This is a genomic window from Microvirga sp. HS2 (assembly GCF_055792805.1).
The window spans coordinates 1-13,973 of sequence record NZ_JBVVAJ010000063.1 but is presented as its reverse complement, the minus strand read 5'-3'; the positions used below and the strand labels follow the sequence as shown (position 1 = coordinate 13,973).

Below are 13,973 nucleotides of genomic sequence, written 5' to 3'. Positions count from 1 at the left end.
TCAAAAGAGGGCCCGCTGATTATCATGTCGATCTGGAACGGACAATCCTCTCGGAACACCCGAGAGGACGTCACGGTAATCTGGAGGCGCTTGATATCGAATGCCGTGTCCAAGAGTGTGTGGGTCCTGTTTCGCGGCCGCGCCGGCGAGTGGAGGCCCCTCACCGTGCGGCAAGCCTGCGATCGAGGAAGTCGAGCATGAGGCGGGCGATCGTCGGGGAATCTTCTTCCAGCGCGAAGTGACCCGTCTCAAGCAGCAAACTTTGCTGGAGACGAGGCTCGCCCGCAGAATGGGATCGTGGTAGAATTTTTCCGAAATCCACGCTCGAATTTTCCTGATCAGGATTAGCGTAGGGTTTCGGAGCAGGCCGAGGTCCCGATTGCCAGCGCACTGAAGCAGCTGGCTTGACCTTTCTCCGATGCGTCTCGCCGAAGCTGGCGGGGTGATCTAACAAAAGTCGATCGCGGGCTGTTCCCAGTAGGCATCCCAGAATGCGGTGAGTGGTTGTTCGACCTTCGGCATGTGCCGACCGCCTCCTGGGGCGCCGCGTTTCGATGAGCCCTGGCGGGAGCGCCGGGGAGTAGGGGCTTCTCTCGGGCCATGGAGGCAGCGATGAGCATCTTACCCTTCAGTGACTTCGAATTCGATTTCCAGAACCGACGCCATTCAGATCAGCATACGCAACAGGAGAATAGCTTTACTCAGACCAACCTTGTCTCCGATGGGTTCGTCCCTGCGGAGCATATCGACGCGAATCTGATCAATCCCTGGGGAGTTTCACATGGCCCGGCAGGTCCGTTCTGGGTTTCCGATAATGGGACCGGAGTGACCACGATCTACGACGGCAAGGGCAACCCGATCACGATTGACGGTCATTCGTCCATCACGATCGCTGCGCCTCCCGGGCAGACCGAGCCGTCTGCCCCAACGGGGCAGGTGTTCAACAGAACCGGGACCGGGTTCGAAATCTCCAGCAACGGGCATACCGCTCCGTCCAGGTTCATCTTCGCTACAGAAGATGGAACGATCTCCGGCTGGAATCCCACGGTCGACAGCGCCAGTTCGGTGATTGCCGTCGACAACTCCGCCGAGAATGCGGTTTACAAAGGCTTGGCCATCGGCAGGACCCACGGTCAAACCTATCTCTACGCAGCGGACTTCCATAACGGGAAGGTCGACATGTTCGACAGCCAGTTCAACGAAGTCCAGAGCTTTACCGATCCGAACCTGCCGGAAGGCTACGCCCCCTTCAATGTGCAGGCGCTCAACCATCATCTGTTCGTGACGTTTGCGCTTCAGGACGCGGACAAGAAGGATGACGTCGCCGGCCCTGGCCATGGCTATGTGGACGAGTTCGACTTCTCCGGTCACCTGCTGCACCGGGTTGCCTCGCAGGGGCCGCTGGACTCGCCATGGGGGCTCGCGATTGCGCCGAGCGGCTTTGGGGAATTCTCCCACGACCTCCTGGTCGGAAATTTCGGTGACGGGCGGATCAATGCCTACGACCCGCACAATTTCCACTTTCTCGGCACGCTGGATGATCCCAGCGGCAACCAGGTCGTGATCGGCGATCTGTGGGCCCTCGTACCGGGCAAAGGAGGGCAGAACGGCGATCCGCACAGCATCTACTTCACGGCGGGCGTGGAGAACGAGGAGCACGGTCTGTTCGGAACCCTGACCGCCGCCTCGACGCAGGTGAATCCGCAGGAGCATCACATGACGGCGTCTTCGGACTGGGTCGTCCCGCCGGTCTGAGGCGCGTCCTTGGTTTGCGCCACTCGGATGTGTCGTCGATGAGCGCGAGGCCCGCGAGGTAATTGCGGGCCGACCGGTCATGACGCGCGGTCATTTCTGCCTTGGCCTATCGTCGAAATCACAAGCCGGATCCAGGGATGCGAGACGATGGCATCCCACAAACATGGAGAGCATCGGACGGGGAAACTGGACTTGCACTTTTGGGATCGGTCCGATGCTCTAGGGCTGTTTCCTCTCGTGTGGAAACAGCCCTTTTCTTTGCAGTGCCGCATTATTTTTCGGCGAACCGGATCCGCTTCGCCGAAAAAGACTATAGGTGGTAAAGTCTGATTTCGACCGATCATGATCGGCTCGATGTTGGTTGAGCCCTGTGACAGCTCATTTCGCAGCGACGTGGTTGTCGCCCCTTTTGGGTTTGAGCTTTTGGCAGGGTTAGGCCGCTTTCCTTTTGGAACTCGCCAGAAGCCGTTCAAACGCGAGGGCCGGCCCGAGCGGCACGATTCCGGTCGGGTTCAGGCTCTTGATCGAATAATAGCCGCGCTTGATGTGGTCGATGCTCACCGTGCCAGCCACGCCTGGGATCGCGAGCATTCGCTCCACATGCGCGCTCAGGTTCGTGTAATCGGCGATGCGGCGCAGGTTGCACTTGAACAGGCCATGATAGGCCGCATCGAAGCGGACCAGCGTGACGAACAAGCGGATGTCAGTCTCGGTAAGACGACCGCCGAACAGGAATTCCTTGCCGTCGAGCTGCTGCTCCAACTCGTCGAGCATGCCGAACACCTCTCCGAAAGCCTCCTCATAGGCCTCCTGTGTGGTGGCGAAGCCGGCGCGATAGACGCCGTTGTTGAGGCGCGGATAGATCCTGTCGTTGAGTTCATCGATCTCCGTCCGCAGGTCCTCGGGATAGAGGTCGATGGTGCGATCGGCGAGATCCCCGAAGCCGAAGTTGAGCATGCGGACGATATCGGCGGACTCGTTGTTGACGATAGTCTGGCGCTGCTTGTCCCACAGCACCGGCACCGTGGCGCGGCCGCTGATGGTCGGGTCGGCCTTGGTATAGATCTCGTGCATGTAGGTGGCGCCGTTGAGCGGGTCCCGGTTCGCACCGGGATAATCACCGAAGCGCCAACCCTGATCCGAGAGCGCAGGCTCGACCACCGAGATGGAGATCGCCTCCTCAAGCCCCTTCAGCCTGCGCGCGATCAGGGTGCGCGAGGCCCAGGGGCAGATCAGGGCGACATAGAGATGGTAGCGTCCGGCCTCGGCCTTGAACCCGCGTTCGCCGGTTTGGCCAGGGCGGCCATCGGGCGTGATCCAGTGGCGGAAGCTCGACGTCTGCCGCACGAAGCCGCCTTTGGCGTCCTTCGCCTGCACCGGCTGCCAATCGGCAGTCCATTTGCCGTTCACGAGCATGACGTCTTCTCCTCGATCCCGCCCAGGGGCGGTCATTCACGATTCAGCGGCTGACCAGGGTGATTGATGTGCCCCAGGGATCGCGCAGCGGCATCCGCGTCAGGCTGGCTTCGGCGGTCTGCTCCGGTGACAGGCGGGAGCGCACGGCATCGAGCGTCTTCGCGTCGGTGACAATCTCGACGTCGGCCAGTCCGGTGGTCGGCTCCGAGCGCACAGGGGCGCCCCGGCTGTTCCAGATATTGGTGCCGATGTGGTGGTGATAGCCGCCCGACGAGAGGAACGTCGCACCGGGATAGCGGCACACCACGTCGAGCCCGAGCAGGCCGGCATAGAAGCGATCCGATGGATCCAGCGCGCCGACCTGGAGATGGACATGGCCGATGGTCGAGCCCGCAGGCAGCCCCGACCAATCGCGTGTCTTCACGGTCGCCACGAGGCCGTCGAGGTCGAGCGCCAGGGTGGCCATTTCGACCATGCCGTCGCGCCAGGCCCAGGTCTCGCTCGGCCGGTCCCAGTAGACCTCGATGCCGTTGCCCTCCGGGTCGGCGAGATAGATCGCCTCGCTGACGAGGTGGTCCGAGGCGCCCTGGAGGGAGACGCGCTGCTCTGCGGCGTGGAGCAGCCACTGCGCGAGGTCGGTCCGGTTCGGCAGTAGGAACGCCGTGTGAAACAGGCCTGCGGCCCGCGGGTTGGCGAGCGGAGCGGCCGGGTCATGGCGCAGTTCGAGCAGCACCGTACCGCCCACGCCCAAGCGGGCGAGGCCAGCGCCGGTCTCAATCGGTGTGAGGCCGATGACCTGCCGATAGAAGCGGCTGACCGTGTCGAGATCGCGCACGGTCAGTGCCACCGTGCCGATCCGCATTGGGGCGCCGGCCGAGGTCACGCCAGGGGTGGTGCTGTGGGCTCGGGTTGAGCGGCCGGCAAGGCCGCCCGCCAGGAAGGCTCCGGATGTAGTCATGAGCGTGCGCCTCGTGAGCATGGGTGTGGCAGGTTCAACGCGCGAGCGCGAGGCGAGTGGCAGCCGGGGTGGGCTTGAGCGCATAGGCGCCGTCACCGAGCAGGGCCACCGCAATCAGGCCGACGATCCACAGCGCCAGGAATTCCCAGCCGCCATTCGGGTTGGTGAAGAAGAAGCCGGCCGGACCATGCACGGTGACAATCGCGCCGAGCAGGATCGGGATCAGAGCAACAGCCACGATGCGGCTGTAGACGCCGGCGATCAGGGCGAAGCCGCCAATGATCTCGGCGAGGATCACAAGATAGGCGAGGGGGCCGGGCAGTCCAAGGCTGCCGAAGAACTGCACGGTGCCGGCAGGCGTAAAGACGAACAGCTTCAGGCCGGCATGGGCAAGAAACAGAATGCCGAGCGCCACGCGGAGCGCGGTCGCTGCAAAGGGGGCGGTGCGGGTGTCGATCATGAGAGGTCTCCTGATGAAAGGACATCCTCCATATGCCCCTCGCCACAAGATTTGATAATCCGACTGGATGGATTAAGACTTCACACCTCCGGAGTGAGATCGATGCTCGATCAAGTGACTGGAATGCAGGTGTTCGCGCGGGTGGCCGCGCTCGGCAGCCTTTCGGGCGCGGCGCGGGCGCTGGGGATGTCGCAGACCATGGCGACCAAGCATGTGGGTGCCCTGGAGCAAAGGCTCGGGGTCAAGCTCCTGCACCGCACCACCCGCAAGATCACCCTCACCGAAGCAGGACGGCGCTATCTGGAGAGTGTCGAGCGCATTCTCGCAGAACTGGCAGAGGCGGAAGCCACTGCGGCCGCCGAGCGGATCGAAGTGACCGGTACCCTGCGGGTGAACGCCCCCGTCTCCTTCGGAGTGCGCGAACTCGCACCGCTCATGGCGGAGTTCTCCCGGCTGCATCCGGCGCTCACGGTCGACATGGGGCTCAATGACCGTGTGGTGAACCTCGTCGAGGAGGGCTGGGACGTGGCGGTGCGGATCGGGCGCATTCACGACCAGACCCTGATCGCCCGCAAGCTCGCTCCCTGCCGCCTCCTGGTTGCGGGCTCGCCAACCTATCTGGCGGAGCGGGGCAACCCCCGGACCGTGGCGGAACTCTCCTCGCACAACTGCCTCGGCTATACCCTGTCGAGTTCGCTGGGCCCTCAGCGATGGTCGTTCGGCCCTGATGGCTCCGTCACCATTTCGATCAGGGGCAATTTCCAGGCCAGCAACGGAGATGCGCTGGTGGCGGCGGCCTTGGCCGGGCAGGGGCTTGTCTACGAGCCGACCTTCCTGCTCGGCGACGCCATCCGTGCAGGCCGGCTCGTGGCGCTGACGCTGGATCAGCCGCCGATGGAGCTGCCGGGGGTGTTCGCCGTCTACGCTGGCACCCGGCGTCCCCCGGCGAAGGTGCGGGCCTTCATCGACTTCCTGGTGCAACGGTTCGGTCCCGTTCCGCCATGGGACCGCGATCTCGATCTGACGGGGTGAGGCCGCGGAAACAAACGTCGGCCAGGCGGGTTTCGTGGAGCAATGGGATCAGAGCGACAAGGTGAGCCCCATGGATGAGCGCTTTGTGGAAACCTGGGCGCCCCGCATGCTGGCGGTGCTCCGCATTGTGACCGCCCTCCTGTTCCTGGAGCACGGCACCCAGAAGCTGCTGGGCTTTCCGCCATCACCCAATCCCGGCCCTCCGCTGCTGTCGCTGTTCGGCATTCAAGGACTCATCGAGATCGTCGGTGGGGTGCTGCTTGTGCTCGGCCTGTTCACGCGGCCTGTGGCGTTCATCCTGGCCGGGGACATGGCGGTGGCCTACTGGATGGCACATGCGCCGCAAAGCTTCTTTCCCATCGTGAACCAGGGCGACGCCGCCATCCTGTATTGCTTTGTCTTCCTTTACCTCGCCGTGGTCGGAGCAGGGGCGTGGAGCATCGATGCGGCCAGACGTGATCGGCACGGGTCCCGGAACACAGGAGACCGCCTTCCGGCCTGACCAGCGGGTGCCGTGCCGGTCGGCGCACAGCTTGCCCCAATTTGGGGGATTTCCCCCACTGGGCTACGGGCTCCTCCAGAGGCAAGTCATTATTCTTGTTGTTGTTTTTCTGGATCAGGGACGGTTGGCACGATTTTTGCCTTTATCCCCAGCGAGTGGCGGATCTGCCGGTGGTCGGCAGTCGAGCCGTCGCTTCACAGCAAGGGAGACCAGAATGTCCAAGATCCTCACAGCTGCTCTGTTCGGCGCCTTCACCCTCGGGCTGGCTGCGGCCCCCGTCACGCTCAATTCCTCGACATCAACCCTCACACTGGCCTCGGCCTTGGCCAAGAACGGCGCCGATGACGCGAAGAGTGAGGACCGCGGCGGTCACCGCGACGATGGGGCCGGCCACACATCCCTCGACAGCAAGGTTCGGGTCACCAAGCGGGGTGCCGATGATCGGGGAGGGGATGATCGCGGCGGCCAGCGGGGCGGCGGCAAAGGCCGAGGCGGTCACGATGACGGCCGGGGCCATACCGCCATCGATTCCGGCTCCCAAGTCGCGAAGAACGGCGCCGACGATCCGAAGGGCGACGACCGTGGCGGCCACGGCCGGGACGACCGTGCGGGCGATGACCGCGGCCGGGGCTGAACTCCGCCGACCTTTCCTGCCATGGGCCCCGGAAATCATCGGGATCCGCCCTGACGTCCTGTCAAAGGTCGCTTGGGGATGACGAGCGATGGCGGTCCCGCCCCCGGCCGCCGCTCGCGCGGGACTGCGGAGTTGGTTTTCTCCTCTGCAGTCCCGTTGCAACGGGGCGAAGGTCTCAGGTTCCCTTATGGTACAGCTTCGTTCAGGATGGCACGCCAACCAGTTTGGTGGTGATGCCCGGTGCGCCGGAACCCAACAGGAGAGCCCCATGACCATGGCGGCTGAGGCGACAGGTCTCGCTGGTGCGGGAGGGGTTCAAGGCACCTCCTCCCCCAAGAACTTCAGCCTGCTGCGCTGGTTCTCGCTCCTGAGCCTCGTGACCATCCTGGCCACCGGCACAGCCATGGCCTGGTTCCTGACCCGCTATCTCACCAATCACATGCTGATGCGCGATGCCGAGGTCAGCCGCGATTTCATCGAGAGCATCGTCACGACGGAGAACAGCCTGTCCTATTTCGATGCCGGGCCGTCCAACCGGCCCAAGGAGCCGCTCGACCGCTTCGTCGTGCACCTGCCGCTGCTGCCCGATGTGGTCCGGGCCAACCTCTATGGCGCCGACCGGACGCTGATCTGGTCGAGCGACAAGCGGCTCGTTGGTCAACAGTTCGAAGACAACGATGAACTGGAGAGGGCCCTGCGCGACGAGATCATCGTCACCTCGGGGACTGTCGCGGACGACGAGCGCAAGCCGGAGCATCGTGGCCTGAAGGAGACCGTCCCTGGATCCGTCGAGAATCGGTTCGTCGAGGCCTATCTGCCGATCCGTAATCAGATGGGAGACCGCGTCGTCGCGGTTGTCGAGATCTACAAGCTGCCCCGTTCGCTGTTCAGGGCGATCGACAACGGCGTGCATCTCGTCTGGGCCAGCGCCGGCGCCATGGGCCTTGTCCTGTACGGTGCCTTGTTCTGGATCGTGCGCCGGGCCGACCGGATCATGCGCGAACAACGCGAGCGACTGGTAGAGGCAGAGACGCTCTCGGTCATCGGCGAGATGGCCGCCGCGGTGGCGCACAGCATCCGCAACCCTTTGGCGTCGATACGATCCGCGGCCGAAATCGCGCATGAGGAGGATGAAGCCGGCCTCCGGCAGTGCTTGCATGACATCATGGGCCAAACGGACAGAGTCGACGGCTGGATCCGGGAGCTGCTGGCGGCCTCGCGCGGTGGCGCGGTGCCGGTCGAACAGGTCGACATTAACGCTCTCCTCAGGGAGAGCCTTGAAGGGATGGCGTCCGAGATGCAGCGCCGGGGGATCATTCCGGCCTTTGAGGCCACTCCGCTCCCGCCGGTCCGGGGCACCCGGGCTTCGCTGGCCCACGCCATCCGCAGCATCATGGCAAACGCGGTCGAGGCCATGCCCCAGGGCGGGCACCTGCGGGTGGGGAGCCATTCGACTGAGGACGGACAAGTCGAGGTTGTCATCGAAGACAGCGGGACCGGCATGCCGACGAATGTGGTGCAGAGAGCCTTCAGGCCCCTGTTCACAACCAAGCCGAATGGCGTCGGTCTGGGCCTCGCGCTGTCCCGACGAATTATTGAACGCCATGCCGGCCGGATCGCGCTCGACAGCGTCGAGGGCCGGGGAACGCGCGTGGTGCTGAACCTGCCGGTGGGAGTGTGAGATGGGCCAAGGCATCCTGCTGATCGAGGACGAGGACGTCCTCGCCGGTAACATCAAACGCTATCTCGACCGGCGCGGATACGAGGTCGTCACGGCCGGCGCCGCGGCCGAGGGACTAAGGCTGTTCGAGCAGGGGGAGATCGACCTGGTGCTGCTCGACCTGAACCTGCCTGACCTGCATGGGCTCAAGGTGCTGGAGGAAATCCGCCGGCGGGACCCTCGGGTGAAGGTGGTGTGCGTGACCGGCAATGGCAGCGTTCAGATCGCGGTCGACGCCATGAAGGGCGGGGCTTACGACTACGTCACCAAGCCGGTGGTCCTGAGCGAGCTGAAGCTCCTCGTCGACAAGGCCCTGGGGCAGGAGCGTCTTGAAGGCGCGCTGTCGTACTACAACGCCCGTGATGCCGCCGTCAGTGACCTTCACGGCCTGCTGGGCGCCTCGCCGGCGATGGTGGAGATGCGGGAGCGGATCCGCGCCGTGGTCGAGGCGGAGAGGGGGCTTGTCGAGGGCAGCCCGCCGGCGGTGCTGATCCGGGGCGAGACCGGCACCGGCAAGGAACTCGTGGCTCGTGCCTTTCATTTCGAGGGGCCTCGGAAGAATGCTCCCTTCATCGAACTCAATTGCTCGGCCCTACCGGTGCATCTGCTCGAGTCCGAACTCTTCGGGCACGAGCGGGGCGCCTTCACCGATGCCAAGGAGCGCAAGATGGGTCTGGTCGAGGCGGCTCACGGCGGTACCCTGTTTCTCGACGAGATCGGCGATACCGAACCCGGCGTACAGTTGAAGCTCCTGAAGCTGCTCGAGGACAGGACCGTTCGGCGCGTCGGCGGGGTACGCGACCGCGTCGTCGATGTCCGGTTCATCTCGGCGACGAACCAGCCGCTGGAGGAGCTTGTCCGGGCGGGTCGGTTCCGTTCCGATCTCTATTACCGCCTGCGGGTCGTCACGATCGACCTGCCGCCCCTGCGGGCCCGGCCTGGGGATGCGGAGATGCTCGCCGAGCACTTCCTGGCGCTCCATGCCCGCCGCTATGGCCGGCAGGGGGTGCGCTTTTCCGAGGGCGCCTTGGCCCGCCTTCGGGCACATGCGTGGCCGGGCAACGTGCGCGAACTCCGGAACGTGGTCGAGCAGGCGCTTCTCTGCTCCCGTGGCGACCACATTGAGGAGACGCACCTCGGGATCACGCCCGCATCCGATATCCTGGGTGTGCTCGGTCCGCCTGCCGCAGCACCTCGGATCGAGGTGGCTCAGAGCCTGAACGGCACAGAGCTCGCGGCGGGGACCCTCGATGAGGCCGAGCGGGCACTGATCGGCCGGGCGCTGGCCCAGAGCAGGGGCAATGTCACGCAGGCGGCGAAGATCTTGGGCATTTCACGCGATACTCTACGCTACCGGATCGAGAAGCACGGGATCGCATGAGGAAGCAACGCGAGGCACATGAGAGGGCGGCAGGACTGCACACATTCCTTGACATCGAAAGGCCTGCGGCGCTCTTATGATGATATGGGGATTGCGATCTCCCCACGAGGCGAAAGCCCAAGCATCGCGTCCAGCTCACCTTCAGCGAGGACGCATCGTCGTGCCGGCAGCCACTATCATCTCCATCGACAAGCTGTTCCGTCTGAGTGGCACGCCCAAGTGCCCGATCCTCAGCGATGCTGGGGCTGGCGAAGGTTCTAGCGCCGGCTCCCGGCTGATCTCAGGCATCGTCCCGCCCATGAGCGGGAGAACCCGGGGGCGACGCAGGGAGAGTACAATGCGGATCCTGACCACCATTGCAGTTCTTGGATTGATTGTCGGCACGCCCGCTTTGGGTGCCGAGGAATGGCAGCAGCAGATTGCCAGCGGCCTCGGCAAACAGGGCACCGAGATGCCCGGCGGCGTCTACCGCGTAGGCCTGCCCCGGACGGATCTCAACGTCACCCTTGACGGCGTGGCGATCAAGCCGGCTTTGGCGCTCGGCTCCTGGCTCGCGTTCAAGCCCATGGGCCACGAGGTCATGGTGATGGGTGACCTCGTCCTGACCCAGGAGGAGATCAACCCGGTCCTGACACGCCTGGAGCAGGGCGGGGTGGAGATCACAGGCCTCCACAACCATCTCCTGCGCGCCGAACCGGCCACGATGTACATGCACGTGCGCGGCCAGGGCGATCCCGCGAAGCTCGCCACGACCCTGCGGGATGCCCTCAACGCCAGCAAGACACCGTTCGGCGCCGAGACCGCCGGCATCTCGCCGCAGGCGGCCGAGCAGGCATCAACGACGGGATCGACCGCGGCCACCTCCAATCTCGATGCGGCCGCCCTCGACCAGGCACTCGGGCGCAAGGGCAAGATGAATAGCGGCGTATACCAGGTGAGCGTGGCCCGGGCCGAGGCGGTCAAGGACAATGGCATGGAGGTGCCAGCGGCGATGGGCTCGGCCATCGCCATCAACATCCAGCCAACGGAACCGGGCAAAGCGGCGACCACGGGTGACTTCGTGCTCACCGCGAACGAGGTGAACCCGGTGATCAAGGCCCTGCAATCGAACGGGATCGAGGTGACGGCCGTGCACAACCACATGCTCACCGACGAGCCGCGCCTGTTCTTCATGCACTTCTGGGCGAATGACGACACCGCGAAAGTCGCCAGGGGACTGCGGGCCGCCCTCGACCAGGTGAAGACCGCGAAGGACTAGGAGGGACCGATGAGAGGGATCTTCCTTCACGTCGTCGGCACGCTCATAGGGATCGCATTCTCGGCCGCGGTCATGCCACAGGCTGCACACGCGGCCGAGTCGATGCCCCTGCAACTTGAGGCGAAGATCCCACTCGGCGACGTCAAAGGCCGGATCGACCACATGGCGATTGACCTTGCCAGGCAGCGCCTCTTCGTGGCGGAGCTCGGCAACGACAGCGTCGGGATTGTCGATCTAGGTGCCTCGAAGATATCGGGTCGGCTTCGGGGCCTCAAGGAGCCGCAGGGCGTCGGTTATGTGCCTTCGACCGACGCCCTTTACGTCGCCAACGCCGGCGACGGATCGCTGCGGCTGTTCAAGGGCCAGAATCTCAAGGAGGCAAAGCGTCTGGAACTCGGGGACGACGCGGACAACGTCCGCGTCGACAGCGCCGGCAACCGGGTGTTCGTCGCCTATGGCGAAGGAGCCTTGGCCATCATCGACGCCAAGGAAAGCCGAACGGTCGGCGAGATCGCATTGCATGGTCATCCCGAGAGCTTCCGCCTCGAGAGTGGCGGGAGCCGAGTTTTCGTGAACGTTCCCGACGCCCATGCGATCGAGGTGGCTGATCTCCAGAGCAGCAAGGTGTCCGCCAAGTGGTCAACGGGGCAGTCGAGCGCGAATTTCCCGATGGCTTTGGACGAGGCCTCCCAGCAGGTCCTTGTGGTGTTCCGAAATCCGCCGACGCTCACTGCATTTTCCATGAAAGACGGTGCATCTGTCATAAGCGCCAGTTCATGCGGGGATGCCGACGACGTGTTCGTGGATGCGAAGCGGCACCGCGTCTATGTGAGCTGCGGCGAAGGCTACCTGGATGTCTTCGAACCGGAAGCTCGCACCTTCCGCCGGACTGTTCATCTGCCCACCGCTCCTGGCGCACGCACCGCGCTGTTCGTTCCCGAACTGGATCGCCTGTTCCTCGCCGTACGCGCCAGCGCTCACGAGCCGGCGGCGATCTGGGTCTACCGACCGGATCCCTGAGAGGTCAGGACCATATGACCAGCATTGCCCAAGGCACGGAGCGCCGGGACAGGGTCGATGGTCCTCGCGCCGCCGTGCATTTCGCCCGGGACGTCCAGCGGGTTCTCGTCGCGCGGTCCCTGCGGGCCTTCGGCGACGGCTACGTGGCGATCCTGTTACCGGTGCATCTCTCCCGCCTCGGCATCGATGCCCTCGGAGTCGGCCTCGTCTCGACCGCCTCCCTGCTGGGCTCGGCCCTGCTGACGCTTGTGCTCGGGCTCGTCGCCTACCGCATCCCGCGGCGTCCGGCTCTGCTGGCCGCCGGCCTCCTGATGGCCGCGACCGGGTTCGGGTTCGCCGGGGTGGAGGCATTCTGGCCGCTGCTCGTGATCGCCTTCGTCGGGACGCTCAATCCGTCCGGCGGCGACGTCAGCGTCTTTCTGCCTCTTGAGCACACCGTCCTCTCCCACATCGTTGATAACGAGGACCGGACGGCCGCGTTCGCACGCTACAGTTTCGTCGGCGCCTTCTTTGGTGCTCTGGGGGCACTCTCGGTCGGTATGGTGGACTGGCTCGCCCCGGTCATCGCACCATCAGCCACGGTGACCGCCTTGTTTGGACTTTACGCGGTCATCGGGCTGCTCACGTTCCTGCTCTACCGCCATCTCTCGCCACAGGTAGAAGCCGGTACCGACAGCCCACCCGCACCGCTCGGGCCGTCGCGGGGGATCGTCTACCGACTCGCGGCCCTGTTCTCGGTCGATGCTTTCGGCGGCGGGCTGGTCATCAACGCCCTGCTGACGATCTGGCTCCACGAACGCTTTGGCATCGGCGTCGCCACCATCGGGGCCATCTTCTTCGTCACCAGCCTGTGCTCGGCGCTCTCGTACTTCGCGGCGGTGCCTCTGGCCAAGCGGTTCGGGCTGATCAACACGATGGTGTTCACGCACCTGCCGTCGAGCGTCTTCCTGATCCTGACCCCCTTCGCGCCGACGATTTGGATCGCGTTCGGGCTGCTGGTCCTTCGGAGCCTGCTGTCCCAGATGGACGTCCCAACCCGGTCCTCCTACGTCATGGCCGTGGTGCAGCCGGAGGAGAGGCCCGCCGCCGCGAGCGTCACGGCGGTGCCTCGGAGCCTTGCTTCAGCTCTCGCGCCGCTCCTGTCCGGGTGGCTGCTGACAGTCTCGCCGTTCGGCTGGCCGCTTGTTCTCGCGGGCACCCTGAAGGTGGCCTATGACCTGACCCTGCTGCGACATTTCTCCGCCATCAAGCCGCCGGAGGAACGCTGACGCGTTTCAGGGCTAGCGCTCTCACACAGGCGACGTGGGCCAGAACAGCCAGATCAGGAACGCGGCAGCCAGGAGCCACAATGTGATGATCGCCACTGCACCGAATCGGCTGATTGGTCGCCCCTCCCGAGCCGCTGCCGCGGCCCGGAACTCCGCCATCAGGTCGGCCGGGACGAGCTTGATGGCGAGCAGGATTCCCAGAGGCACGATGAGAAGGTCGTCGAGGTAGCCGAGCACCGGGACGAAGTCCGGGATGAGATCGATGGGGGAGAGCGCATAGGCAGCCACCACTCCGGCCGCAGCCTTGGCATACCAGGGTACCCGGCGGTCACGGGCGGCGATCCATAGCGCGACCACGTCACGCTTGATGGATCGCGCCCACTGCTTGGCCGTGGCGATCAGGCCGTCTGTGCCCATGCAGCCTCCCTTACGACAGGGCCGTCGCGGGTGCCGCGAGGTCCACCAGGCCCTGGATCAGCATGACCGTGCCGAGGACACCCACGAGGCCGGCCGAGGCCAGGGGCAGGCGCCGGAGCAGGCGGTCCGACAGGCTGATCCGCTTCGAGGCA

General features: G+C 64.8%; 13 protein-coding genes. 9 read left to right on the top strand and 4 right to left on the bottom strand.

The window, feature by feature from the left end; all coding sequences use genetic code 11:
• The first annotated feature begins 612 nt into the window (after positions 1 to 612).
• A complete protein-coding gene (locus tag ACS5Q0_RS26620; RefSeq protein ID WP_473129655.1) occupies positions 613 to 1,755 on the top strand; it encodes a TIGR03118 family protein in 1,143 nt (380 codons plus the stop codon).
• Positions 1,756 to 2,187: 432 nt separating this feature from the next.
• On the opposite strand, the gene ACS5Q0_RS26615 is transcribed toward ACS5Q0_RS26620, so the two are convergent.
• The 3 genes from ACS5Q0_RS26615 to ACS5Q0_RS26605 all read right to left on the bottom strand — a co-directional run bounded on the left by ACS5Q0_RS26615 (position 2,188) and on the right by ACS5Q0_RS26605 (position 4,589).
• Complete coding sequence (locus tag ACS5Q0_RS26615) at positions 2,188 to 3,171, bottom strand: glutathione S-transferase family protein (RefSeq protein ID WP_473129654.1); 984 nt, start codon at positions 3,169 to 3,171, stop codon at positions 2,188 to 2,190.
• A gap of 43 nt (positions 3,172 to 3,214) precedes the next feature.
• Positions 3,215 to 4,033: a VOC family protein gene (locus ACS5Q0_RS26610; protein ID WP_473129656.1), complete on the bottom strand. Its 819-nt coding sequence runs from the start codon at positions 4,031 to 4,033 to the stop codon at positions 3,215 to 3,217.
• A gap of 130 nt (positions 4,034 to 4,163) precedes the next feature.
• Positions 4,164 to 4,589: a DoxX family protein gene (locus tag ACS5Q0_RS26605; RefSeq protein WP_473129653.1), complete on the bottom strand. Its 426-nt coding sequence runs from the start codon at positions 4,587 to 4,589 to the stop codon at positions 4,164 to 4,166.
• Positions 4,590 to 4,691: 102 nt separating this feature from the next.
• Between ACS5Q0_RS26605 and ACS5Q0_RS26600 the strand changes: the two genes are divergently transcribed.
• The 8 genes from ACS5Q0_RS26600 to ACS5Q0_RS26565 all read left to right on the top strand — a co-directional run bounded on the left by ACS5Q0_RS26600 (position 4,692) and on the right by ACS5Q0_RS26565 (position 13,404).
• Positions 4,692 to 5,621 carry a LysR family transcriptional regulator gene (locus ACS5Q0_RS26600; RefSeq protein ID WP_473129652.1) on the top strand — a complete coding sequence of 310 codons (930 nt, stop codon included), beginning with the start codon at positions 4,692 to 4,694 and terminating at the stop codon, positions 5,619 to 5,621.
• Between the two features lie 70 nt (positions 5,622 to 5,691).
• Positions 5,692 to 6,123: a DoxX family protein gene (locus ACS5Q0_RS26595; RefSeq protein WP_473129651.1), complete on the top strand. Its 432-nt coding sequence runs from the start codon at positions 5,692 to 5,694 to the stop codon at positions 6,121 to 6,123.
• A gap of 214 nt (positions 6,124 to 6,337) precedes the next feature.
• Positions 6,338 to 6,757 (top strand): hypothetical protein, encoded by a 420-nt coding sequence (locus ACS5Q0_RS26590; protein WP_473129650.1) that lies wholly within the window; start codon positions 6,338 to 6,340, stop codon positions 6,755 to 6,757.
• A gap of 268 nt (positions 6,758 to 7,025) precedes the next feature.
• Positions 7,026 to 8,438, top strand: coding sequence for a sensor histidine kinase (locus tag ACS5Q0_RS26585; protein WP_473129649.1), 1,413 nt, complete (start codon positions 7,026 to 7,028; stop codon positions 8,436 to 8,438).
• A gap of 1 nt (position 8,439) precedes the next feature.
• A complete protein-coding gene (locus ACS5Q0_RS26580) occupies positions 8,440 to 9,858 on the top strand; it encodes a sigma-54-dependent transcriptional regulator (RefSeq protein ID WP_473129648.1) in 1,419 nt (472 codons plus the stop codon).
• 337 nt (positions 9,859 to 10,195) lie between these two features.
• Complete coding sequence (locus tag ACS5Q0_RS26575; protein WP_473129647.1) at positions 10,196 to 11,116, top strand: DUF1259 domain-containing protein; 921 nt, start codon at positions 10,196 to 10,198, stop codon at positions 11,114 to 11,116.
• A gap of 9 nt (positions 11,117 to 11,125) precedes the next feature.
• Positions 11,126 to 12,136 carry a hypothetical protein gene (locus ACS5Q0_RS26570; protein ID WP_473129646.1) on the top strand — a complete coding sequence of 337 codons (1,011 nt, stop codon included), beginning with the start codon at positions 11,126 to 11,128 and terminating at the stop codon, positions 12,134 to 12,136.
• 14 nt (positions 12,137 to 12,150) lie between these two features.
• Positions 12,151 to 13,404 carry an MFS transporter gene (locus ACS5Q0_RS26565; RefSeq protein ID WP_473129645.1) on the top strand — a complete coding sequence of 418 codons (1,254 nt, stop codon included), beginning with the start codon at positions 12,151 to 12,153 and terminating at the stop codon, positions 13,402 to 13,404.
• A gap of 21 nt (positions 13,405 to 13,425) precedes the next feature.
• On the opposite strand, the gene ACS5Q0_RS26560 is transcribed toward ACS5Q0_RS26565, so the two are convergent.
• Positions 13,426 to 13,821: a YkvA family protein gene (locus ACS5Q0_RS26560; protein ID WP_473129644.1), complete on the bottom strand. Its 396-nt coding sequence runs from the start codon at positions 13,819 to 13,821 to the stop codon at positions 13,426 to 13,428.
• Positions 13,822 to 13,973: the final 152 nt, after the last annotated feature.